General features: G+C 36.3%; 18 protein-coding genes and 2 pseudogenes. 4 read left to right on the forward strand and 16 right to left on the reverse strand.

Translation table 11 applies throughout. From position 1 onward, the window contains the following. Positions 1 to 36: 36 nt before the first annotated feature. Entirely contained in the window at positions 37 to 1404 is a 1368-nt protein-coding gene (locus tag AC4CVD_RS08170; RefSeq protein WP_490752799.1) for a type I restriction enzyme subunit R domain-containing protein, read from the forward strand. Here AC4CVD_RS08170 and AC4CVD_RS08175 read toward each other — a convergent pair. Then, positions 1397 to 2084: pseudogene (locus AC4CVD_RS08175) on the reverse strand (IS3 family transposase); the annotation flags it as partial. The gene AC4CVD_RS08170 and the pseudogene AC4CVD_RS08175 overlap by 8 nt on opposite strands. 609 nt (positions 2085 to 2693) lie before the next feature. On the opposite strand from AC4CVD_RS08175, the gene AC4CVD_RS08180 reads away from it, so the two are divergent. After that, positions 2694 to 3059 (forward strand): helix-turn-helix transcriptional regulator, encoded by a 366-nt coding sequence (locus AC4CVD_RS08180; RefSeq protein ID WP_062035453.1) that lies wholly within the window; start codon positions 2694 to 2696, stop codon positions 3057 to 3059. After that, positions 3053 to 4378 carry a type II toxin-antitoxin system HipA family toxin gene (locus AC4CVD_RS08185; RefSeq protein ID WP_062035455.1) on the forward strand — a complete coding sequence of 442 codons (1326 nt, stop codon included), beginning with the start codon at positions 3053 to 3055 and terminating at the stop codon, positions 4376 to 4378. Before AC4CVD_RS08180 ends, AC4CVD_RS08185 begins: the two co-directional genes overlap by 7 nt. Before the next feature lie 480 nt (positions 4379 to 4858). On the opposite strand, the gene AC4CVD_RS08190 is transcribed toward AC4CVD_RS08185, so the two are convergent. Next, complete coding sequence (locus AC4CVD_RS08190; RefSeq protein WP_062035456.1) at positions 4859 to 5347, reverse strand: hypothetical protein; 489 nt, start codon at positions 5345 to 5347, stop codon at positions 4859 to 4861. 95 nt (positions 5348 to 5442) lie between these two features. On the opposite strand from AC4CVD_RS08190, the gene AC4CVD_RS08195 reads away from it, so the two are divergent. Further along, a complete protein-coding gene (locus AC4CVD_RS08195) occupies positions 5443 to 5649 on the forward strand; it encodes a helix-turn-helix domain-containing protein (RefSeq protein WP_062035458.1) in 207 nt (68 codons plus the stop codon). 8 nt (positions 5650 to 5657) lie between these two features. Here the strand turns inward: AC4CVD_RS08195 and AC4CVD_RS08200 are convergent, their stop codons facing one another. The 14 genes and pseudogenes from AC4CVD_RS08200 to tssB form a co-directional block, all read right to left on the reverse strand. Further along, entirely contained in the window at positions 5658 to 6080 is a 423-nt protein-coding gene (locus tag AC4CVD_RS08200; protein WP_490752802.1) for a hypothetical protein, read from the reverse strand. A gap of 3 nt (positions 6081 to 6083) precedes the next feature. Further along, positions 6084 to 8411 carry a hypothetical protein gene (locus AC4CVD_RS08205; protein WP_490752804.1) on the reverse strand — a complete coding sequence of 776 codons (2328 nt, stop codon included), beginning with the start codon at positions 8409 to 8411 and terminating at the stop codon, positions 6084 to 6086. After that, positions 8401 to 9969, reverse strand: coding sequence for a site-specific integrase (locus tag AC4CVD_RS08210; protein ID WP_420938259.1), 1569 nt, complete (start codon positions 9967 to 9969; stop codon positions 8401 to 8403). The genes AC4CVD_RS08205 and AC4CVD_RS08210 overlap by 11 nt, the downstream gene beginning before the upstream one ends. 7 nt (positions 9970 to 9976) lie before the next feature. Then, positions 9977 to 11323: a site-specific integrase gene (locus AC4CVD_RS08215; protein WP_490752806.1), complete on the reverse strand. Its 1347-nt coding sequence runs from the start codon at positions 11321 to 11323 to the stop codon at positions 9977 to 9979. Positions 11324 to 11527: 204 nt separating this feature from the next. Continuing rightward, positions 11528 to 12292 (reverse strand): OmpA family protein, encoded by a 765-nt coding sequence (locus AC4CVD_RS08220; RefSeq protein WP_490752808.1) that lies wholly within the window; start codon positions 12290 to 12292, stop codon positions 11528 to 11530. Between the two features lie 6 nt (positions 12293 to 12298). Continuing rightward, positions 12299 to 13255, reverse strand: coding sequence for a type VI secretion system-associated protein TagF (gene tagF, locus AC4CVD_RS08225; protein ID WP_348929210.1), 957 nt, complete (start codon positions 13253 to 13255; stop codon positions 12299 to 12301). A gap of 36 nt (positions 13256 to 13291) precedes the next feature. Next, positions 13292 to 17050: a type VI secretion system membrane subunit TssM gene (gene tssM / locus AC4CVD_RS08230; RefSeq protein WP_490753503.1), complete on the reverse strand. Its 3759-nt coding sequence runs from the start codon at positions 17048 to 17050 to the stop codon at positions 13292 to 13294. A gap of 90 nt (positions 17051 to 17140) precedes the next feature. Next, a complete protein-coding gene (locus AC4CVD_RS08235; protein WP_490752810.1) occupies positions 17141 to 18568 on the reverse strand; it encodes a hypothetical protein in 1428 nt (475 codons plus the stop codon). After that, a pseudogene (tssG, locus tag AC4CVD_RS08240) lies at positions 18561 to 19561 on the reverse strand (type VI secretion system baseplate subunit TssG). Before tssG ends, AC4CVD_RS08235 begins: the two are co-directional and overlap by 8 nt. After that, entirely contained in the window at positions 19525 to 21333 is a 1809-nt protein-coding gene (tssF, locus tag AC4CVD_RS08245) for a type VI secretion system baseplate subunit TssF (RefSeq protein WP_490752812.1), read from the reverse strand. Before tssF ends, tssG begins: the two are co-directional and overlap by 37 nt. 12 nt (positions 21334 to 21345) lie before the next feature. After that, positions 21346 to 21822 carry a type VI secretion system baseplate subunit TssE gene (gene tssE, locus AC4CVD_RS08250; RefSeq protein ID WP_010326723.1) on the reverse strand — a complete coding sequence of 159 codons (477 nt, stop codon included), beginning with the start codon at positions 21820 to 21822 and terminating at the stop codon, positions 21346 to 21348. Positions 21823 to 21888: 66 nt separating this feature from the next. Further along, positions 21889 to 22392 carry an Hcp family type VI secretion system effector gene (locus tag AC4CVD_RS08255; RefSeq protein WP_004693082.1) on the reverse strand — a complete coding sequence of 168 codons (504 nt, stop codon included), beginning with the start codon at positions 22390 to 22392 and terminating at the stop codon, positions 21889 to 21891. Between the two features lie 46 nt (positions 22393 to 22438). Continuing rightward, positions 22439 to 23920 (reverse strand): type VI secretion system contractile sheath large subunit, encoded by a 1482-nt coding sequence (gene tssC / locus AC4CVD_RS08260; protein WP_004693079.1) that lies wholly within the window; start codon positions 23918 to 23920, stop codon positions 22439 to 22441. After that, on the reverse strand, positions 23913 to 24416 hold the full coding sequence (gene tssB, locus AC4CVD_RS08265; RefSeq protein WP_490752815.1) for a type VI secretion system contractile sheath small subunit: 504 nt from the start codon (positions 24414 to 24416) through the stop codon (positions 23913 to 23915). Before tssB ends, tssC begins: the two co-directional genes overlap by 8 nt. Between the last annotated feature and the right edge of the window lie 28 nt (positions 24417 to 24444).

Raw genomic sequence — 24444 nt, forward strand, 5'->3', positions numbered from 1 at the left:
AAAATCTCCGACAAACCCGGTACGGTTCAAGAAGCCATGTTTGTTGGTTTTACTGGTACGCCTTTGATGAAAAAGGATAAGAAGAAATCTATTGAGGTGTTTGGCTCTTATATTCATACCTATAAATTTGATGAAGCCGTTGCTGATGGCGTGGTCTTGGATCTGCGCTATGAAGCAAGGGATATTGACCAGAATATTACTTCACAGAAAAAAGTAGATGAGTGGTTTGAAGCAAAGACAAGGGGGCTATCACGGCTTGCCAAGATCCAGCTTAAACAGAAGTGGGGCACCATGCAAAAGGTGCTTTCCAGCAAATCCCGGTTACAGCAGATCGTGAACGACATTTTACTCGATATGGATACCAAGCCACGTTTGATGGATGGTTATGGTAATGCTATGTTGGTGTGCTCTAGCGTCTATCAAGCATGTAAGGCCTATGAAATGTTTAGTCAGACTGATCTGGCAGGCAAAGTCGCGATTGTTACCAGTTTTCAGCCAACAGCAGCGAGTATCAAAGGCGAAGAAACGGGCGAGGGACTGACAGAGAAGCTGTTTAAGTACGACATTTACCGTAGGATGCTAGCAGACTACTTCGAGCAACCTGAAGAGCAGGCAGCGAGTCGGGTCGAAGAGTTTGAAAAAGAAGTTAAAAACTGCTTTATCAAAGAGCCAGGACAAATGCGTTTGTTGATTGTGGTGGATAAACTTTTAACAGGGTTTGACGCACCATCGGCTACCTATTTGTATATTGATAAGCAGATGGCCGACCATAACCTGTTTCAGGCGATTTGTCGTGTAAATCGCCTTGATGGCGATGATAAAGAGTATGGCTATATTGTCGACTATAAAGATTTATTCAGATCCATCGATAAAGCAATCTCTGATTACACTCAGGGGGCTTTTGATGGCTATGATAAGGAAGACGTTGCTGGGTTACTGAAGGATCGCTTAGAACAGGCGAGACTGGATTTAGACAATGCATTAGAAATGGTCAGAGCATTATGTGAACCTGTGAAATTTCCACGTAACAGCCAAGATTATATTCATTACTTCTGTGGCGAATCGGGTAGTAATCAGGATGAGCTTAGTGAAAAAGAATCACTACGTCTGACTCTTTATCAAAATGTCGCCAAATTGCTACGTGCTTTTGCCAATATTGCCAATGAAATGCCAGATGCTGGCTATTCCGTGGAAGATATTGAAAAAGTCCGTGATGAGGTTGCTCATTATGAGAAGGTTCGGGATGAGGTGAAATTGGCCAGTGGTGATTTGGTTGAGCTGAAGCGTTTTGAGCCTGCAATGCGGCATTTGTTGGATATGTATATCCGTGCCGATGACAGCGAAGTGCTGATGGATTTTGAAGATATTGGCCTGATTGAGCTGATTGTCGAAAAGGGTAAGTGATGTCAGTCACCCACAACTGGTTGGGCTGGGTGGGGTTAAACTGTCTGTCTAAAGTATTTCGAGCCACAATCGATGGAGTACTAACATTAGCTCTAGGTTTGCGATAGCCACGCTGTGACTTGAGACCATTCGCCTTCATGAGTCGATGTACTCGATTGATACCGCAACTTTCGCCAACGTCTTTCAAATCACAATGAATCTTGCGATAACCGTAGACTCCGCCAGATTCCAACCAGAACTGTTTAATTAATCCTGAAAGCTGTTGCCGCTTCCTCGCAGTTATACTGGTAGGTTTCTTTAACCAGGCGTAATAACCACTGTGATGAACATCTAACGTTGAACATAAACGACGAACAGACCATATATGTTGGTTGTCCCGAATAAAGGCGTAACTCATTTGGACTGGCTTGCGAAGCGGCGTGAAAGCAGTGCTTTCACTTTAATATGTCCCTTTCTTCAGTGACCCTTTGCAGCTCTTTTTTTAATTTCGCTAATTCTGTAGTTGGATCACTAGATTCTGTTGTCTTGGGCTGCTGTGGATCATAACGTTTGATCCAAGCATACAGACTATGTGTAGTGGTTCCTAAACGTGTAGCAACTTCAGCCACACTATGACCTTTCTCAGTGACTTGTTTTACTGCTTCAATTTTGAATTCTTCAGGGTATCGTTTACTGCTCATAAGCACCTCGTTAATTAGCCATTTTATCTAACTAAAAGGTGTCTACAAAATCGGTGGCTATTCATTGTTTTTATATTGATGTTGGTTCATTTTACACTAAAAAGTTATTCGTTAAGAAAATTTCATAAGCTTTCGTGAAATCGAAAGGGGATTGTTGGCTGCTCAATTTCAAAATGATTAAATAATCAATTGGTGATTTAGAGCGTAAACTTCGAATCGCTGAAAAGTTTAGATATAAAGGTGGCATAGTGGGTGTTGCAGAGAGTGAATTTTTGTTGACAGCTCACGACTTTAATAGTCGAAAAATGGCATATTAAGATGAGAGCAAGAATAGGGTTAAATAGATAAACTAAGACCCTATTTTTTGAATATTTTGGGTTGATAAACTCATAAATTAAGGTCTAATAAATTTTTATTCATGCTACTAATTATAAGACTTTTTCAATCGAGTGCGTAACATCAGTTTATAAATAACATTCATAATGACTAAATATTTAATCATATAAAGTTAATTTTAGAACTAATGATAATTTTTATCATCCTAATGACATTAAATATTAAAAATGATAAAGTAAACTCATATTAGGAAAATTCTGAAATGGTGAAGCGATGAAATTTGGAGCATTGAAAACACCAGAAGCGATGGGGCGTGAATTAGGTGATCGACTAAAACAAGCACGACTTAATTTAGATCTTACTCAAGAAGAAGTCGGCTTATCGGCAGGCGTGAGTCGCTACACTATAAAAAATTTAGAACAAGGGCGAGGTAATATTCAGGATTTGATGGCTGTTTTAATTGCTTTGGAAAGCACTGATCAATTAGACCACTTAATGCCACCGCAACAGATATCGCCTATAGAATTATTGAAGCTAAGAGGTCGGATGAGAAAGAGAGCATCTGGTTCACACAACAAAACAGTATCGAACAAGAAAATTGACAAGACAAATAGAAGAGAAGAAGATTTAGGATGGTAGATAAAGTTGATGTAATTAAAGTTGTATACAAAGAATTAGATGTTGGAGCTTTAAGTTTTGATCCCACGACAGGTCAAAGCGCGTTTATATATATGCCAGAATTTGTTAGTGCTGGTATAGAGTTATCGCCTTTAACGATGCCTTTGCGGGAAAATTACATATATAACTTTAATGCTTTAAATCCTGAAACTTTCAAAGGATTACCTGGAATGCTAGCTGATTCGCTTCCAGATGATTTTGGTAATCGTATCTTAAATACTTGGCTAGCTTCAAAAGGACGTGCAGCAAATAGCATTACCCCAATTGAACGACTTCGTTATACAGGGAAGCGTGGTATGGGGGCATTAGAGTTTTTACCTGCTGAAGCTCGTGGAGAATTAAATGCAAATGAATCTGTTCAAATAGATGAACTTGTAGCTATTGCACAGGAAGTTTTATCGGCACGTAACGAATTTGATGCCGAACTAAGATCAGATGGCTCTGATGACCAGGAAGCGATGTTGTCACTCTTAAGCGTAGGAACGAGTGCAGGTGGAGCGAGACCTAAAGCAGTTTTAGCATTCAATGAGGATTTTACAAAAGCCAGATCAGGGCAGGCGAATGTTCCAAGGGGTTACACACACTACTTAATGAAATTTGATGGTGTAACCGAGAGGAATACCAACAAAGAGACATTTGGTGATCCTTTAGGGTATGGTGCAATGGAATATGTCTATTATCAAATGGCTACTGCCTGTGGTATTGATATGATGCCTTGTTATCTACTGCATGAAGGTGATAGACAACATTTCGTAACTCAAAGATATGACAGAATCGGGAATGAAAAGCTGCATGTGCAAACTTTAAATGCAATGGCTCATGTCGATTATAAGATGCCTGGATCATTTTCTTATGAAGAACTATTTCTTGTACTTCGCGAGCTTAAAATGACTGCAGTTGAAGCTGAACAACTATTAAAGCGAATGATCTTCAATATTGTGGCACGTAATCACGATGATCATGCCAAAAACTTCTCATTTATCCTTCGAGATCAGAAATGGGAGTTGGCACCTGCTTATGACTTAGCATTTAGTTATAAACCAGGTTCAATCTGGGTAGAGTCTCATTGGATGTCACTAAATGGTAAGCGCAGAGATTATGTATTAGAAGATATTCTTTCTGTAGAATCTTTAAGCCGAAAATTTACTCCTAAATATGTGCTAGAGGTTTTAAATCATACTATAGAGATTGTGTCAGGATGGAAGGATCTAGCTAAAGCTTCAAATGTTCCTGAAAAACTAATTGCTGAAGTATCCGAAAATTTGAGACTGAAGTTCTAATTTTAAAAATAGAACTCATGCACAAGAATTCTATTGTATTAGATTTCAACCCCATAAAGATTAAATATTTTATCATTATTACTACAATCATACATTAGTGATCATATTATTAATCATTATAGGAGTTTATTATTAACAGATATTATGTCCAGCTCCTTCAAATTTTATAAGAAGACATCCTTTATTTAATAATCATTCAAGTGCTTGGTCGCTGTTGCATTACTTACTTGTGCTAGTGTTAATATTTGGAGATTTTACTGGATGATTATTATGACCACTTAATCTATTAATACCTTGCTCAGAATATCGTTTCAACCATTTGCGTAACGTTGGCCTAAAATTGCCACATATCCGACAAACTAGGCCAGCACCATTGGTCTCTTCAAATAATAACCCATACGAGTCGTTGTTGAATTTCTCTGTTCGTAAATACCAATTATATTGAAATGATGACTATGAATCACACAAATAATCATATCGTTATATGAACTCAAGTAACTGATGTAAAGTATTGGTTTCAATCTGATGTTTTTTCAATTGATGCTCTAAAGAATTTCTAAAATTAAGGATCTCTCTTTCAAGTTCAGGTAATGAAACCAGAAGCTCTGCAGCATATTCAATTTGTGATGCCAATTCTGTTATTTTAAGATCTAACTCTTCAGTTAATGAAACTAGGATATGTTTTTTATCAACTTTAACTGATGTTTTTTTTATGTTTTTGAGTTTTTCTGTTTGACTATATAAAAATAATTTCTTCATGTAGTTTGCACGTTCAACGGCTAAATAACCGTGCTTTCTTAATAAATGAAGACTGGTATATGTCTGACTTCTCAGTTTTTTTCTTTCATGATAAGCAAGTCCTGGAGTTTCAAGCATACTCCAAAAGTCTTTAGCCTCCCAATCGACAATTTCGCAAAAATTTAAAATTTCTAAAAACTCTTCACCAAGCGGTAACTGGAAATCAAACATAAATTAATTCAAATTAAATCAAAAAGAGGATTATAAGCCGTGGATATATAATCCTCAAATAGTGATATTTCTATTTTTTGTACAGACAAATTAGAATGTCAGAAATATCTTCAAAAATAGGTAATATTATCCGAAAGAAGAGAGTAGAGAAGGACATAACGCAAGAGATGCTCGCTTTACAGTGTAATATTGATCGTAGTTACATGGGACGCATTGAACGTGGAGAGGTGAATCTCACTGTTGAAAAGCTATATATGATAGCTAAGGTATTAGAAGTGGATGTAAAGCAACTACTCCCCTAAACAATATTTTATCTTTTAAACAAATATCTTGCCAAAATGTGTTCAATCTCAACGTTAGACTTTACTTTTACTTCTTCGACGATTTTAATCAGCAATTCTGTATTTTTGTGTAACTGCTTTTCTAAAGTTTCAACCTGATATTGCAAATCCTTATTTGAATTACTCAGAGCTTGTCTAGTTTTTCTGTTTACAAACAATTGTTGATCTTTTGTTTTAAGATTTAAGGGCGAAATTTGTTCAGCAATATACCGGCTAATTAAGCTTTTACGTTTCAAGTTGCTTAGAGTACTTAAACCTCCTGAAATATGTTTTTTAGCTACAAGTCTATCGTGGACAGATTTATTTGAAATAGGGGATTTATCGTAACCCTCTACTAACATAAGTTGTAGTTCATTTTCTATTACTTGATCCAATTCCTTACCACGTAACATTTTCTAAGCCTTACTTGATTCAATTTTTTGCTGTTCGATAGCAAATAATTCAGATAGTGTACGAGGTAATTTTATACTTTCATCAATATAATCAAATATACGAATAGGTGTTAAGTCATTGCGTATAGACAAGGCTCTCTCTTTGATTACATTTAAATTTGAGATTTTATTTTTTATCTCACTTAACATATGGGTATATGACTTATCATGCTGGACTATGGAAAGAGTTTTATGATAATTCACGATTAAACTATTAATCATAGATTCTAAGTTGTCTAGTTCTCCTTTTCTATGCGTAATAGTGAAATTTCCACATTTATCACCTGACTGACATGCCATACGTTTTGGGCAATCGTGTACGGCAACATCACGCATACAGCCTCCAAATGGTAAAGGATGTAAGTAAGCATGTCTTTCGACTAAGGAGTCTGCTTTTGAAAGATCTGAATGACTTAATTCATTAAAAGCTTCAGCAATATCAGAAAATATATCTTCAAAAAAAGAGTTTTTAATGTGCTCTGAGATCTCTTGTTTATTATCAAAAGATTGTAAATTCATTTTTAAATTACTATCTAAATCTAGGTCTTTTGAAAAATACATATAACCATCATGCTTAATTGACTCTACAGGATTAGAATGCAGATAATTTTCTTTGTGGTCTAAATGTATCAATTCATGCTTGTCCAACAAGGTAGCTGCAATTTTTCTATGTTTAATTGCTACATGTTGATAGTATTGATTTTGCTTAATATCTATTCGCCCCATAAGCAAAGCTTGTAGATGCTCAGATAGTCCGGATAAAGCAAGAAACGTGTTAATATTATGCCTTGGAATATGTGTAGACAATTTTGAATATTCTGTATCATTTTCCTTGAGATAATACTTCTCAAAGACTGATAAATTCTGACCACCCCCTAAGAAATTATTTATTATAGTACAGGTGAATGGAATTACATTTGATTTATGGCTAAATTTTCTACTAAGATTCAATGACTTGTATTCATGAAGAAAAAGTAAATCCTCGTATAAAATTTCCTCGTTAAATTCATTTCCATTAAGAATATGTATAAATGGTAAATCAGATTTAAAATTGGGCGTCAAAGACTTTATGTAATCACTAATATCTTTCTTTAGATAATGATTTTCCAACTTATTACCACGCTTGACAATTTTGTGAACCTGGATTTTTTTGATTGAGGGCAATAGGATTGATCGATAATTAGTTCTATGTTTATATTCATTAATATTTCTCATTCTAAATATAGTATCGATCAAATCTTCTAAAACAACTGTATCTCCTGAAATTTCATCTATTTCTAATGGAAGAAAATCAATAATTTTCTTGGATTTTATATATTGAATTTGTGCACGATATTCTTTAGTCAGTTGTTCTACTGACTCGAAAATTATTTCTGCTAATTTACCAGCAGTAGGCTCTAGCCAGTGAATACGTTCTCCAGCACCTTTAGCACCATGATATCGAATTCCTATGGAATATTGCTGAACACCATCTAAACTCAAGTGTTCTTGTGTAATGGGATCTATAATTTTCTTTTTTATTAGCGCATTTCTTTTTAATAATATAGCTTCAGTTGAACGAAAGCCCGTAATGATCAATAATAATAGAAAATTAAGTGCTATTTTTTCACTGGTTGTTTGGCATAAACGACTAAGAGCAACAATATTAATAAAAGTTTGAACTGAGACCAATTTATCACTTTCAACATCATCTTCATCTAGCTCTAGTTGTTCAATTAAAGCTTTCGTTTTTTTTGCATTTGGGGTCCTATTTTTCTTATTGATGTACTTTAAATCATGTACAAATTCAAGCTGTGACTCTGTAAAACCATAATGATTGATCATCTTTTGTATACGTATGAAACTTCCCGCATGGTCTGGAAGATTTGTTTTACTTGAGTTTTCAAATAAGCAATCAAAAGCGATATTTAAAATCTTGGTTGTTAATGAACATGCATGGTGATTTTGAGTATGTTGAACTAATGCGCTATACCAACGTTTAAGAACTAACATTTCTGCATACAATTTTTGTGGCGAAGCCCTCTTATTGGATTGACGATAACTTAAAACAATTACAGATTTCATAAAGATTTGAAATTCTTCATCTATCTCAACATCATCAATTCCTTTTAGTCTTTTTATTACCCCAAAATTTAGATATGTTTTTCCTGATCTTGATATTAACCATCCAGATCCATTAGAGCCTCCAACCCATATTGATTCATTCCAAGTATTTTTAAACGTCGGTTGAATATTTTCTAAGAAATATTCTTTTTGTTCACTTATAAACTCAAGATAATTTTTAGAAATCACGATCTGACTCCTTAAAAGCATTACAGCGTAATATCACTGATTCAATTTCAAACTTTGTAGTTTCATGAATCTTAATGACTGGATTCCTAGATAGACCAATCCCATCAGATAATTTAATCAACGAATTGATTTCGTTTTGGATACTATGAAGAACTTTTCCATGATCAGCATCGATAAAAGGGTGGAAATACATGCAGCCATAGCAATTCCTCACAGGTTGAAATAGACAATTATCTTTATAGGAGCAACCACCAATATCGTAGTAAATTTCTGCCCCTATGTTGCCTAAAACTTTTTTGCGGGACCAATCTTTGGTATAGACCAGTCGACCAGTTAATAGCATGGCAATCATTTGTTGATATAAAGAGTTTCTTCCTAATGCCTTAGCTCTAATTTGTGCCATTTCAGGTGTAGAAAAAATATAATGTCTAGCTGTTACTACCGATGAGTGCCCTAAAATATAAGCAATTTCTTCTGCAGTAGCTCCACTTATTGCGAGGCTGTAACCAACATGATGTCTAAAATCTAAGCAAGAATATTTCTGTTGAATCATCTCACCAGATAGAACTGCTTCTTTATATTGCTTCGGAGAAAAATCAAATAATTGTTTATTAATCGCTTGTTGGCAAAACAGAGAGGCTTTGTCGCCCATATCAAATAACTTTTGATTATCATTGAGGTTATATCTTTTGATGTAAGCTATAACAATTTCAGCAACTTCTTCAGGTAACTTAATAGTGATTTTTTCATGAACATAACGAGCTTGCTTTGCATAAGGAATAAGGATGCTATAACGACAAAAATTATCACTTTTACGGATAGTATCCTGCTTTAAATCGCTAACAGATAGCTTAGCCAATTGAACGGGTCTAAGTCCTGATACATAAACCAAACCTAGCATTGCTGAATTTAAAAGCTCTTCATTAGTGATGCTCTCATCTTGATCAACCAAATTACTATTAATCTTAGAAAATCCTTGTTGAATCATAGTTTTAAGAGGGTAGTCAATCCGATCCTCGTATTCTTGATAATATAATTCTGAGTTAAATGATTTAGGGCGTTCCAAGAAATCAAGCTCATACTCTTTATCAATATTAAATCCAGAAAAATTTTCCAAAAAAAGCAATTTAACCAAAAATTTTAAATGATAATAAAAACCATTTTTATCATTTTTCGATAAATAATTTAATAATGTTTTAAAGCTATTAAAATTGAATTTAAGTTTATTATTTTTAAAATATTTTAAAAAATATTTAAATGAGTTAAACTTATAATGAAGACCTGAAGGAGTATTCACCTGTATATAAAAAACCAAGAAAAATTTCAAAATTTTCTTCTCATATAAGTCAAAACAATCAAAATTTAAATGAATCTTATTTCCAGAATAAAAAAACTCCCAAATATCAGGTTTAGTACTAATAAATTTTGTATCAAATGTAGATGCAAGATCAAAATTTATTAGTGGGGGTATCCTTAATTTATCAATAGTATTTAAATCCTCAGATGAGAATAGCTTAAAAAGCTGTTCATCACCCAAAGAATTAAGTTCAATATCTATTTGTTTATTATGAACTTTTTCCAAATATCTCACTCGTTTCAATAATTCTCTGAAGATTTGAGATGTTGGCTCTTTCTACGATAAATCTCTTGCCGTAGTAGGAAGGCATTAAACTCGTAGGAGACCAACCTCCAAGCACACGTAAATCATCTTGTGCTTTATCCAAAGAATTTTGACCTATATTATTAATCGAATTCCCTAGTTTATCCATGTTTTCATATTTTTTATATGAATGATTTAACATTAAATACGCCCATGTATGCCTACAAACATGAGGTGTAATGCTATTTATTGAGTCAAATGCTTTATTATTAAAGTGATGCGGTATTCTATATTTAATATTTTTATCTATAATTTTAAAAATTTTATTAATACTAGAATAACTCAAAGAAGAGTAGGGTGGTTTTAATGAAGTAAACAAGATATCTGAATTAATATCACTGCGAATTTCTTTTATATAAATATTTATAAATCGATAATCTCTTTCTTGTAATGTTATTACTCGATATGAAAATTCATTTTTAATTTTAGGTTTTCTACGTCTGTCATCATGTTCATCATCAGTATTGGTAATAATTAAACTATAAGAGTCATTCAATACAGACTTTTTAATCGAATTTACGGTCAACAACATCAGCTCACCAACTCGAAGTCCATAATTGAGCATTAAGTGAATGATTAGGAAATTCCTAAATTGAGTTGGTCTATTTTTAAATGGATTAAAAGCATTAGTATTGTTAGAACTGCTAGGTGATATAGTTTCATAAAGAACTTTAACCATTTCATTTGTCATACTTTTAAACAGATACTTTTTTTCACCATGTATGGTTTTAGTGGATTTCTTAATAATCTTTTTCTTAATCTGGATATGTTTTTGAATATTTGATTTAATTTTTTCTATTTCTTTTCTATCTAGATGAGGGTGTTTCCTTACAGTCAGATAGTCATCCATAAGAAAAGTATAAAATTTCAAAAAAGAGCGGATTTTGTTGCTAATATTTATATAACTTACTTTACGATTTCCTCCTAAGTATGTGACATCGCTTAAGTCATTATTATTTTCGAGGTAAATGATAAAATTATCAATTTCTTCATAAGTAAGTTCAAAATTATAATTTGAAGAATAGAAAAATTCGCAGAAGGAAATAGAGTATTTTTTATACCAAAATATATACCAGTCTTTTAGTGCCATCAAATCAGAATATTGCGTAGATAAGCTTTGAAACCGTATCACTCTCAAGCTAAACAATAATGGGAATAAGCATGGGAATGTCGACTCAGTATTAAATAATAATTTGATTTCATTCTCATTAGATATCTTTTGTTCTAACTGGATACTTTTGACTTCAAACATAGTGAACTTCATGAACTAAAATTTAGGTCAACATATCATATTTTTGATTAGGAATTTTATTTCTATAAGTTATTGATATTAGGTAGAAGAAGTATAAATATGAAGTAAATGTTAGGTACTCATGATTTAACATAATATACATTATACGCAATCTAAGTTATTTATAAAAAGCCACATCATCAATTGTGGCTTTTTATAAATAACTTAGATCACATCAAATTCAATTCGACGGTTTTTCTTACGGCCATCTGCAGTCGCATTGTCAGCAACAGGTTTGTTCGAGCCTAATCCTTCGACGCTTAAACGTTCTGCTGCAATACTTTTATTAATCAAGTAGTTTTTAACAGCCACAGCACGTTCTTTACTTAAAACAAGATTCTTTGCAGCATCACCTGAACTGTCTGTGTGTCCAATAATTTTAACCTTTTTCCCACCAACCTTATTTAGAGCCACCGCCATTTCATCTAAGATCTGAGTCCCACTCATAGCCAAAACTGCACTGCCAGATTCAAATTCTATAATTCTGTTTTTAAGTGCTTCATCTATGATTTGCTGTTCAGCCTGATTGACAGAAAGCTGCGCATTTAAGCGATATGGTGGCGTTACTAAACTTTGAAATAAGCTTGTTGTTGGCTGAACTTCATTTGAACTCGATATTTTTCCATTAAGTTCCATTTGCGTACCACGTACAGAAAGTTTACCTTGGTGAACTTTTTTTAACTCTGGAACCACCATATTCGCAACAGATTCACTCCAACCATTCGGAGCGCTAACTGCTTTAACCTTTATTTTATCAATCACTTGGTCAGCGCCATAGACACTGTACATCTTGTTTAAAATAATTTGCTTACTGGCATCATTTGGAACAACACCTTCAACAATAATCGGTTCAGCCCAGACATTCCCACTCAGGGCTAGCGTTAAAGTCAGCAGCCATTTATTTAGCTTAAATCTATGATTTATTTTCATATTCTATTAATCTATAAAAGTTTTTTTAAAAAGTTTCACAGCTTGTATTAAGCTCAATTGCCGCTCACATAAAGCTTGCTCCAGCGTTGCCAAACCTGCATTTTGCTCTAAATATGCATCAATCCAATTGGCTTGAACCAATGAAACCCAGTGATCTGAATCTAACTTTTGCGTGAAAATTTCACTTAAGGTCATAATATCAGCCCCTTGAAAGCCAAAAAGCAGTACGGGTTTTTCGCTATGTAAAATTCCTATCAGAAGCTCAGCATTTTGATTTTGAATAAAAAAACTGATTAGATTGACCCAAAAAGCCGCAATTTCATAGCAGTAGCTAGAGTTATTAATAGGTAAAATCAACACCTTAGTTAAGCGACTAGTACCATGTTGAATGACGGGCTGTAACAATAACCCGAGTCCAATCATGCTTTGTGCAAGCTCGTAACTGGTCATTCTTAGTAATTGAGCAAATGAATGTATCGTATGGTGTTCATAAAATGCCGAAACTTCGCTGTTATTAAAAACTTGTATCTCATTATTTAATTTAGATAATTTATCAAGCACGATATTGGGGTCACGTATCGAACGTACCACACGATTCTTTTGAAATAAATCGATTAAAGTTTGCTTATAGCGATATGGTGCATAAATAAGATTATCAAAACTATTTTCAACCTCTAATAAATGACTCAAAACCATTGGAAATTGACGGCCAGAACTATCGTGACTGGCTATCAAATTTGCCACAAGAAAATTATTTTCTTGTGGATTGGCAATAAAAAAGTCTAATGAAGGTAGCTTTTCATATTCTTGCGTAAATCCCTCTGATTGCATGGCATGTTCTAATGCCTCAGTAATCCACTGATCAATCAGTTGAATTAAGGCATACTGACCGCGTGTTTTTAAGAAATCACCCCGTGCAGGACATTTTCCATAATATAAAGCTAAGGTCCGCACTTCATCCATCGCAATACTCCTTACAACCTAGCCACTTTTGAGAAATCATAAACGTGGCTCCTGTATACCTGGTGTTGGAGCTTTAGGACTTGCAGCTGTTGCTGAAGGTGTGGTTTGCGCTGCCACCACACGTACGGATTTATTGGTAACAATTTGATCGACCAGTTGCATGCCATTGTAACTGCGCTGCCCGCCTACTCCACCATTTGCGTCCCCGCTGATTAAACGGAAATTGACTTTTACTGCAAGCTCTGGATTTTGCTGATTTCTCCAAATCATTTCATAGCTTCCGCCACGTTGCGTTCGCTCAGCACCGTCAATTAAACGATTAATGCCATATTCACCAGGTGCCTCAAAAATCGTATGCGTTTTCCCATCTAAATCAATGGCTGTAATACGTGCACCTGGAATTGCTCCGGCATTTGGCCATACAAAATTCACCCATTGTTGAATGCCGTTTTCATAAAGCATTCTTTGTCCATCAATATCAATGGTATAGGATAAAAACTTAGGATTTTCAATTGGGTAAAATTGAAAATTGGATTGCGCCGTAGCAGCAGGTGCAGACGAAGCTTGATTTAACGCTCCTGTTGCCATGCCATTACTTGGCGCAACATAGCTTTGAAAATTCATTACAAATTGTGGATTTAAACTAATCCCTAAATCTTTCCATGTCTTAGAAGTCAAGGTATAACCACGACGAATAACCAGTGGATCAAGATACTCTTTGACATAACGCGCAATACTGCCATTTTCGCCAAGAATCTGGCTAATTTCATTGCTAGTTGCTTGCAGTGTCGCTGAAGAGTTAAAAGGATATTTTTTACTCAGGTTCGTATTGAAAGGTTGGTAGACTTGCATAACCCATAGCTTATTCATCTCATCTTGTGCAGGGAGAATTAAACTTTCAAATGATTGTGTCAGTGGCGACATCAACAGTTTTTGGAGCAGTTTCTGATCAACCTCAGACAAGCCCACAGACATTTTTTCATCTACCAGCTTCTGTGTTGTATTAAAGACAGAATTTTGCTCATTAATGGTCGACTTAACCAAATTCATCGCAGATGGTCCAATATCCCCTGAGCTTTTCAAGTCATTGAATTTACTTCGGACTTGAGCTAAAGATTGCATGTATTCATCAAGCAAAGACTTATTTTGTTGGTCGTCACGCTTACGCACCAACTGATAAAACATCTGGAATTCTTTAGAAATCGGGCCTTGCGCTTGATTCATGACTTTGGCATCAAGCTGAGTTTCATCTCGTCTTAATACTTTGCGTTTAAACCAAGCCACAAAACCTGTTTGCGGCGCTGCCAGCTCTGCCATTACGACGGGATTGTCCCAACTGGTTTCTTTGGCAACGCGATCAAAAACACTCCGAATGGGTGAGTTTTCAGGCTCGCCTAAAACTTGAACGAAACTCGCCTGTTGTCCGTAATCCTTAGCTTTTGCATAATGTATCGCACCTAAAAATTTCCGCCATTCCGCAATATATTCTTTTTTATAGAGTTCTGTGAGCTGTTTACGAATTTGGTCTGGGCTACCACTAAATGATAAGTCATCCGACTGTGTGCTGTTGAGTACCCAGTCTTTGGTATCCGTAGGACGTTTTGCAACTTCATCGATGGCTTGTTCAACATATTCTGACCATGCAGCATGTGTAAACATACCCGGTAAGGCATAACTCCCTAAGATTGCATTTTGATTGGCATCGCCAAGCATTTGTTTTATGGTTAATGCTGGATAACGGACAGCAGCACGCATTTTTAATTCATTATAAACACGATCTCGTGCAGGCATTCCACGAACTACAGACAAGAGAACTTGACGCGTTTGATCCACTACTAAGCTATCTGAGCTGAGCACTGGAAATTTAGGATCGCTAGCTAAAGTCATGCTATACGACAAAATTTGCTCAGCCTTTTGGATCATTTCTCCGCGTGGCATTTGCCCACGATTATTATCCAACCATGAACGCCAGAAGCGTGTGACTTGATCACTTAAATGGCTTGCATCCATATATTGAGTATTGCCCATCATTAAATAGGCTTTTAAAGCATTGTATGCATCTTGTGGATTTGCATCATTAGGCTCTAAATATTGCTGTGTTTTTGCAACAGGTGTCAGCTCTACATTTGCATGGTTTGTGCGCAATTTTTCTTCATTACTTTTCACCCGCTGTAGATATTGGGCAATATTTTGTTGTGTTGGAATCAAGACGATTTGCTCAACACCCTTTAAATATTCTGTTTTTAGCTTCTCCTGCAGCTCATCTCCCTGATATAGACCAAAACCCAGCTTTAAAGGACGATCTTCTTCAAATTGGTCCAACTGCTGCATACGTTCCTGTAAAATCAAGAGTGCACTCAGTTGTGTAGACAACTCTTGACCCGATTGCTTTTCAAGTAAAACAACTTTGTCTAAATCGGCTTGTACGTCTGCAATCAATTGTTGATTATTCCGATAAGACCACACCCATAGACTTAAAATGATGGCTACACCAAATAAAGCGGCAACAAAGGCAATATAACGCTGACGCTTTCGGCTAGGGTTAATATGCTGTTTAACGAGGTTCTTGTCTTTCAGAATAATGTCTGAAAATAAACCTTTTAAAAAATAGCCATGGTTTTGCGAAACTGAGCGCGTTGGAATGCCATTTTCATTGTCTAAACCTTTTTGCAATAAAAAGTCTTGAGCAATTTGCTCGGTCATTGGACTTTCAATAATGCCTTCTTGAAGTGCGCTGGTGAAATAAAAGCCACGGAAAACAGGTTTAAATTGATAAGGGTTATCTTCAAACAGCGTGCCGATAAATGTCTTTAACGCAGGCTTTAAGCTCTTAAACTCTAAAGGAAATGTCATGACACTTGGAGAAATATTCTGCGAGTGTCGGCGGCTGAGATGTGTCGTACTGACGCCTTTTAAACCGTCATATAAAATTGAATAGTGTTTTTCAAACAATTCTACAGCATTATTGGCCCCATCGGTTGTATAAGGCAGTGTCGCCCCCCAAACCTGATCAAACTCACCGACTTCATAACATTCAAAAAACTCAGTAAAGCCTGCTATCAGATCCATTTTAGAGAAGACCAAATAAACAGGCGAAAAAACTTCTAAGCGCTCAGTAAGATCTTGAATTCGTGCACGTAAATTCTTTGCCAGTTTGATCGACTTTTCTGGACTGTTACTCACTAACTCAGCAATACTGACAATCACGATCAAGCCATTGATTGGTGCTTTTGAGCGGTTTTTTTTCAAAATATTTAAAAAACCTAGCCACTCAAAATGATCTTCTGCATAAACAGAATAACGACCTGCAGTATCTAATAACACGCCTTCTGTTGAAAAAAACCAGTCGCAATGACGCGTTCCGCTGAGTCCAGCAGAAACTGATTTTTGATGGGTTTCTTCAAAAGGAAATTTTAAACCTGAGTTATAAATGGCCGAACTTTTACCTGCAGCAGGATTACCAATTACCATATACCATGGCAACTCGTAGAGTGCAGCATTGCCCTTTTTATCCCCCAGTTTTGATTTTCGAATCAACTGAATAGACTCTTTCATTTGTTGCTGAATCAAATGAAGTTCATCTTTGTTTTTTTGTATACCATATTCTGCATTGGTGTCATGTGCAATGGCATCGGCAAGTGCTTCACCTTGTGCTGTATGTCGACGACGTACAATGAGTAAATAAATCCCCCACAGCATCAACCCGAATACATAACAAATCATTAAAGGCCAAAAGATTTTGGCTGGAATGACGTTATACATGGCCATTAGTGCGACAAAACCCGATATAGCCATAATAGCTTTAGGGTTGCTCACATACTGCCAAACATAACCTAAGACGTTATAAAATAAAGAATTCACAATACTCTCTTATTCTTTTTTAATTTAAATGGTTGGTTCTACAGGGATATTACTGTCTTCACACGCATGTAGAAAACAATGTGTAGACAATTGATCAGTGCTATAAATCATCGCCATCAACTCATCAGGCAAATGCATACTCAACATAAATCCAAATACTTTGGCCAAATGCTGTGTATGTCCAGAGCTTTGTTTGGTATGGATAAAGTGGTGTGATTCAATCCCACTTCGATCGAAAATTTGGTTAAGTTTTTTCATGGTTTGAATATCTGTAATATCATCGAGCATCAGCACAAAAGGCTGAATATCTTTAAATTGTTCTAATTGCTTCATCGGTGGGGATGCAAAATGATTAGCAAGATTGGCCTCGTTTAGTGCAATCTTGAGTTGTTTTAAGGGTTTGATCTCAATTAGAGGTAAAGAAGATGATGCTAAGCACCAACTAGAGGCATATTCAGCAGGTAAGTAATGGTCGGTTAACCATGTTTTTTCATCGAGCAGTTCTTGGTCAATTTCAGAATCTACATTCAGGATGAACGTGATTTCCTCTGGCTGCTGAGAAATTTGCTCCAATAACAGCATCCAATCTTTATAGGCCGTTTCTTGACTGAAATAATGGTGCTCAAGATGAATTTGCTGCGTAATCACGCCCAGTGAACTTAAATAATCCTGTACGACACCACTGCTTTGTTCTTCATTCCAAACATGTAACATCGATTCAGGCAGCAGCATATGTATATTGATACGGTTTAATTTAGCAACCTGCTGCACATCAGGTTGTTCCTCTGGTTCATTGCTATCATATTCACTCGTAGGATCAATCCATGCCGGATGCATACGATATTCATAGGCCAATTCACTGTCATAAAATAAGGCCGATTGCTTTAAATGCTGTGAGATTAGCCACAATGTTTCTGCATGTTGCTCTAGTTGATGCTCGATCAGGGCTTGAATTCGTAGATGGCGCGGATGATCAACGACTTCATCATCGTCCTGATTTGTAATGACATGATCTAGTGCATGTATGCGATAAGACAGCATCGGTAAGCCATAGGCATTTTGTAATTGCGTATCGAGCTCTGGGCTTTTAAATTTTTTAATCTCGTCAAGAATCTCGTCATTTTCCCCAAAGGCACTATATGCAGACGAAGAATAAATATTCAGGTTTAACCACTGAACTTCAACAGCTTCAGCCTGTTGGTTCTCATCATCCTGATGCTGCTCTACTTGTGCTTGTTTTTGTTGCTCTTTGCGCTTTTGGTGAGCTTTAATGCCATGATAAATAAATACTGGAGACCATAAAATTACGCACAGAATCAGTGGAAATAGAAGCAAATAATTAAGCAGGTCTGCCCCAGTTGGTTCATACTGAATGTCACGCCAGTAAAAAATGACGATTCCTGCAACAAGCAACAATAAGCTGCTCAAAGTACCAATAAAGAGCTTAAGCATGCCCCATCCCCATCAATGTATAACAGGTTTCATGATTGTGTTCGGTCTGCATCGGCATCAAAAAAGCACCTTGTGATAAACCAATGGTCATCGTTGAACTCAGCTGAATTGGTTGAATATCGTCTTTCCTTAGGATGATTCTTAAATCCACCCCAAGCGTTGGACTGAGCCAGCTTGCGAGTAATCGTTTGAGTTTTATACTCTCAGCTTGATTGGGTAAAAATTTTAAATACTCGATGTATGGGACAGGGCCAACTTCTATTTCAATTTTTCCATCTATTTGACGGATATTTTCTCCACAAAAGGTATTGATGCCCAATTGATTGGCATTGCCCCCAGTGTGCTTCTTTGTTCAGGGGACAAATGAAAGACCTCTTCAACAAATTCTTTAATCTTAAAAGGTTGCTTAAACACGCAACTCAGCATGGTTTTTAGCGCATGTGATGTATTATTTTGTCCCTGCATTAGCCCAGCGAATTCAGCAAAATAATCATCTAAATCCTGTTGCTCATGCTGCGCACTCACATAGCCATTCAGTGCATGCAGAATATCGAGGTAATGGTTTTCTTGCTCAATTTCATAGCGAATCGGTAAATGGTAAGCTAAAGATGCATCCACATATTGCGCCGTGAGCTTATGATTAAATAAACCTAAAAAATGAAGCGTTTCATTCCGTTGTATACGCGCACTTTGTTTAATCTTATTGGTATAGCTATACGGTAAAGTGCCCTGAATCCCAGTTAAACCAATCATTAAGTTGGTTAAGTGAATTTTTTCTTCATCAAGGGTCAAACTCTCAATTTCGGCATTCGGGAAATTGAGATTCAGTGAACTATGAAACTTAAACTGCTTTGCCCAATCCCCTTCTTTTTGAGTATAGGGAGCTTCCGCATGACGTAGTAATCGCGTGGCCTGAATAAATTCAAAAGCGTTCGGTTGTTCAACCAGTACGTCAACTATAGAAGTGTCTTGCCACCAACGTTCTGCACGCATTGGTATAACTCCTGTTGAGATTGAGCATCTGAAATAACAACATCGACAAAACTGTTCATCTGGACTTTTAGATTAAAGACATGCGACAACAACTGACTAAAAATATATAAGCTATGTCCTCGAAACACTTTCGAATCAATGCCTAGATTTACTTTCAGCCCTCGTATAAAGAGTGGAAATGGTCTTGCATCCACCATCTTTTGCTTTAATTCAAAATTAACCGACTGAATCGCATTAATAATAAGGTGGTTTTCTTTGAGCTGAGGCAGGTTATAAAGTTCAAGCAATTCCTGAATATGGCTTAAAGCATCTCCCTTGGTGAGAGATAAAGTATTTAATGATAAATGCGAAATGATCCGCCATTGCTCTTTTTTATTTTGTTCAAAGTAATAGGGTTTATTCGGTCTTTTTAAAACCACAGCTCGCCGTGCCAGACTACTGTCATTCAAATTTAATATATTGTTAGCTTGGCTCAATGCCTCATGGGGTAAATCACGATTGGAGCATAATAATTGCGTACTGATAAAATCGGATTTGGTTGTTTCAGGCGATAAATGTTTTGAAATAATACTATAACCTGTTTCAACATATTTATTTTGTAGCTGTGCCGAATTCAAACTATAAAAAAACTGAGTCTCATCCTTTTGATAATGACTCATCGCAAAGAATGGATAAATGTCAAAAGTAGTTTGATCTTTATTCGACTTTTCACGAATCATTTGCATTTTAGTAATCGAATAAGTTTGATAAAACTCAGGATGATGAGCATCGGTAATTAAAGGATATTCGAGTTGTTGATGATTAATTTTTTGAGGTTCAGCCTGTTTTTTAAATAAATTGATAACTGGTACTACATATAATTTAAAGTTTGCGATATTCAACTCAGAATAATTTCGAATATTGACCTGATCATTTAAATTTAATTTAAGATGAATCAAAATTTCAAACTGATTTTGCTCTTTTTCTAAATATTTTAACAAACCTAAGCTCATATTGAGAAAGTTAAATTTTTCAGAAAAACAGAAATATTCCATCAACAGCCGATATGCATGATGTGTATGTTGATCCAAGGGCAACAGACTTTCACTTTCAGCAAAACCCATGATACTAAACGGATTTGGGATATCGATGACGCGATGACCAAACTTTAATGAAAATCCTGTACTCGACTGGAACACAGCATCCAAAACTTGTAGTGGAAAATTGGATATCGCATCCAAATAAATAGGCAAATTTTCTTTTTCTAAAATTCGATGTGCCTGATTGAAAATATTAAATCCTAAGCTAAGCGTTGCATTTTGATTTAAATGCATATGCGCACTAGGGTTGGTTTTAAAATTGAGATGACTAAGTTCAATGGGTAATAATTTTAGCTCTTGTGTGGTGCTAAATTCACACTGTACACATTTAAAACTTCTTGATTTTATTGCAGTATTTTTAGGAATAAGATGAGCTTCAGTTAATTGTTTACACTTATTTAAGTCTTCAAAACTGACCACAGTACATGCAGGAAATGGTTTGAGGTATTGAGGAAACATCACCTCAAACAAAGACCGGGTAAAGATGTCGTAACTGTCCGCCAGTTTCTTATCGATTCTTGCTGCAATTAAAGAAAAGGACTGAATTAAGCGTTCAATATGTGGATCATCTACTTGCTCTTGGTTTAAGGATAAACGCTGAGCGATTTTTGGATATTTTTGCGAAAACTCACGGGACTGCTGCCCAAATTCTTGTAATTGTTTTTCGTAGTACGGTAATAATTCTTCAATCACAAATCAGCCCCATTAAGCTCTTGCAGAAATAACATATTGTTGTGTTGTCGGTTTGAGCAAAGCATCAAAAATGACGGGTTCATATAAAGGATGAATATTTAAATAGGCTTGAATGCTCAAACACAACGCCCCCATATTCTGTCCATCAAGCAACATTTCGACTTTGATTTGTTTTAGTCTCGGCTCATGCGCTGTAATAGACGCTGCAATCGACTGGCAAATTTTATCGCGATCGGTCGGATTAGCAGTCGATAATCCAACAAAATCAATGATTCCAAACTGAACAATGGACTTTTTCACCAACGGGAAAGCATCAATTGAATCATTAAAATTGGCCATACGACTATTCAACAAATCTTCTAAGTCGGTCGCGACGGATTCACGTAGCTCCTGAAGAGACATCCCCAATCGGTCCTGTTCAGTTGTCGGTAGTAATCGGTCAAATAGCGTTTTTCTAAACCCATAGGGATAAAGCTGATCTAGATTCATGTTGATTAAAATCATCTCGCATAAATAAAGGCCAACAATGGTTAGCCTTTATTTTTTCAGTTATTTTTATGCAGCGTATGATGCAGTATTGTTTGATAGAGACCATTTCTTGGTCACAGCACCTTTTTGTGTGCCATTAATATCTTGCTGGTTATACGTCCATTCCACAGCGGCATATTTCAAACCAAACCCTTCAAGCGGAACACCTTCCTCACTTACTGTTGGTGTAACACTTGAAACCAGAACATGCTTCAATTTAATTTGTAGATACTTGATACGTTTATCGCCATTTGCGCGATAAAAATCAATTTGTACTTCATCAAAGGTATAACCTGCCGAACATGCTTCCCAAAGTTTTGGACTGGTTGCATCCAAATCTTTAACAAACAGCATATCAGAATGTTCAACACGTTCCGCCGTATGGCCGCCAACACTTGATGATGTTGCAGACTTTGGCTGACGAATATTGTGTGACCAAGAGTTCACCTCTAACCAGCCTTGATGCTCTGTATCACGTGACTCGCCATCGACCTTATATTTACCTCTGAACTGTACGTATATGTCTTTCATTTGTAATCTTTTCCTATTCTAAAGTTATTATGTGTTGGCACTCAAATTAGTTTGAGGACTGAGGTAACTCAGTAACAAGTCGCAGTGATACTGACAACTCATCCAACTGGAAATGTGGTCTTAAGAAAACCACAGATTTGTAGTGCCCCGGTTGTGCTGGGTTCTCTACAACTTTGACAGATGCTTCACGCAGCGGATATTGAGCTTTCGCCTCTTGTGAAGCCCCGTCATCAAGCAAAATATATTGAGCCAACCACTCATTTAAAAATGTTTCAATGTTTCCAGCCGAAGCAAAACTTCCGACTTTGTCTCGCATCATGGCTTTTAAATAATGTGCAATACGTGAAACGGCCATAATGTACTGAATTTGGCTAGATAAAGCAGAGTTTGCATTGGCAGAATCGCTATTATACTTTTTAGGCTTCTGCGTCGATTGCGCACCAAAAAATGCTGCATAATCCGTGTTTTTACAATGTACTAAAGGAATAAAGCCAAGATCACTGAGTTCTTTTTCACGACGGTCGGTGATCGCAATTTCAGTTGGACATTTAAAGACCACTTCACCATCACTGGTTTTAAAGGTATGAACAGGTAATCCCTCTACCAGGCCACCGCCTTCAACCCCACGAATGGCTGCACACCAACCATGCATATCAAAAGCATTGGTCAAACGCGTGCCAAAAGCATAGGCTGCATTCATCCATAAATATTCATCATGATTTTGCCCAGAGACTTCTTCCACAAAATTAAAGCCTTCAGTCGCTGTACCTTCCTTAGGGTGATAAGGCAGACGACCTAATACACGTGGCATTGTTAATGCAACATAGCGTGCATCATCACTTTCTCGGAAAGAACGCCACTGGACATATTCAGCGGTTTCAAAAATTTTAGATACTTCACGCGGACGGTCAATATCCGTAAAAGATTCCAACCCAAGAATGTTGGCATCTGCGGCAGAAATAAAGGGTGCATGTGCAGCTGCAGCAACATGTGAAATTTGTTCCAGCAAATACATGTCTGAAGGTGTGCGATCAAACTCGAAATCGCCAATTAATGTGGCATATGGTGCACCACCAAATGAGCCATATTCTTCTTCATAGATCTTTTTAAACAATGTACTTTGATCAAAGTCCGTTGCGCCTTGAAAATCCTTGATTAATTCTTTCTTCGTTGTATTTAGCATACGAATCTTAATCAATGGATTAGATGGCGTTTCTTGGCAAAAGTAATATAAACCGCGCCATGTCGATTCAATTTTTTGAAATTGTTCGTCATGGATAATTTTACTGAGCTGCGTTGAAATGAGTGCATCAATTTCAGCAATACGCTTATCAATCGATAATGTCATATTTTCTGAAACAGTAATCGTCCCCGCCATCACTTCTTTAGCGAGCTCGCCAATTAAACTTTTCGCACGATCATGCTCTTCTTCATTTCGAGCAATTCGACTACGTTCAACAATTGAATCTAATAGCGTAAATTCTTCAGTGGTATCTTGAGCAACTGCAGCAGATTGGGCATTATTCATTTTCAGCCTCCACACTCATTTTACGCACTTGATCTGTATTGTGCAGAACTTGATCAAGTAGATCTTCTAAGCGCTCATTATTCGAAATTTTGTTACGCAAATCAGTCAAACGTTCACGAGCTTCCACCAATTTTCTCAAAGGATCTACTTGCTGAACCACATTTTCAGGACGAAAATCTTCCATCGACTTAAACGTCAAATCAACAGACATACGTCCACCTTCTTCAGTCAATGTATTTTCAACTTGATAGGCTGCACGTGGTGCTAAAGACTCCATGACTTCATCAATGTTTTCCAAATCAACATTAATAAATTTTTTGTCTTTGAGCTTGGTTTTTTCTATTTCAGATGCCGCTGAGAAATCACCTAAAACACCAACAACAAATGGTAATTCCTTAATTTCTTTAGCATCACCAACTTCAACATCATAAGTCAGTTGTACCCGAGGTGGTCGAATACGCTGTAACTTTTTTTGGACGCTTTCACGTTTAACCATATGAAAATCCTGTTTTTTATTATTTCAA

It is taken from the genome of Acinetobacter sp. LipI_23 (assembly GCF_058243045.1).